This window comes from Blautia sp. AM29-29 (assembly GCF_003480555.1).
Taxonomy (GTDB): domain Bacteria; phylum Bacillota; class Clostridia; order Lachnospirales; family Lachnospiraceae; genus Fusicatenibacter; species Fusicatenibacter saccharivorans.
In genome coordinates this window covers 1-1,101 of the sequence record NZ_QUJD01000051.1, presented here as the reverse complement: position 1 = coordinate 1,101, position 1,101 = coordinate 1, and the positions used below count along the sequence as shown (strand labels likewise).

General features: G+C 44.1%; 1 protein-coding gene. It reads right to left on the bottom strand.

The features are described 5' to 3' along the window. Positions 1 to 94: 94 nt before the first annotated feature. Positions 95 to 1,101: IS66 family transposase (gene tnpC / locus DW769_RS16285; RefSeq protein ID WP_118750640.1), on the bottom strand; the 1,007-nt coding region annotated here is incomplete at its 5' end.

Here is a 1,101-nt window from a genome sequence, read left to right as displayed (position 1 = left end):
GTAAGTAGGTAATCATCCGTATATTGACATTTTATAAAAGCCATCTGATACTGTTTCTGGCTGTCTGCCAAATTCTATATCAGATGGCTTAGTATTATTTTTTTAGTTTAGTACGGCAGTATTCCGGAAGATCTTCTGACCATGGAAGCAGTTTCTTTAACTCTTTCTCTTTAGGAAAAGCTCCCATTTTTCTGAGTTCATCCAATATATAAGTCAGATATGCGTATGGTTTCAGATGGTTCAGAAGTGCCGTTTCTGTAATGCTGTAAACAAGGGCACTGGCACCAGCTCCCCGTACACTTTTGGCAAACAGCCAGTTGCGGCGTCCCACTGCAAAGTTTTTCAATGCACGTTCTGCACTGTTGTTGTCTATACTGAGATGGCCATCTTCCAGATAGCGTTTCAGATATGCTTCCTGATTAAGCGTATACAAAATGGCATCACCAATAAGGGAAGACCTGTCTACAGAATCTTCCATCGTATGCAGCCATTCAAACAGGGCATCCATAACCGGACGGGACTGTTTCTGGCGCTCCTCATATTTTTCTTCCGGTGCTTTATTGTGGATCATTTCCTCGATCTTATAGAGGATCCCGATCCTTGACATCGCCTGATATGCAATGGTCTCTTTCAGCTGTTCTTTTGTAAAGTCTTTTTTTAATGCTGTGAGGGCTGCATCAAAACGTCGTCTTGCATGGGTAAGGCACCCGCTTACTATGATACCTTCTCCTAAACTGTGATAAGCCTGATATCCATCACAGGTCAGATACCCATGAAACCTGTCCCCTAAAAAGTTTACAGGATGATATCCCGCACGGGTCCTTTCATAATCGAAGAGTACCATCTGCGGGGAACCACTGAATTCATCCGTGAGATATACCCACATCCAGTTCTGGGTCGTCCCTTTCTGATCCGGTTCTCCGAGTACCTGGATCCGGCTTTCGTCACAATGGATATATCTGCTTTCCAGAAGTTCCTCTTTCATCAGCTGATACAGCGGTTTCAGGTATCTGTCTGCACAGTTTATGATCCAGTTCGCCATAGTCTTTGTGGAGAGATCGAGATCATATCTGGCAAACTCTCTTTCCTGACGTGCCAGAG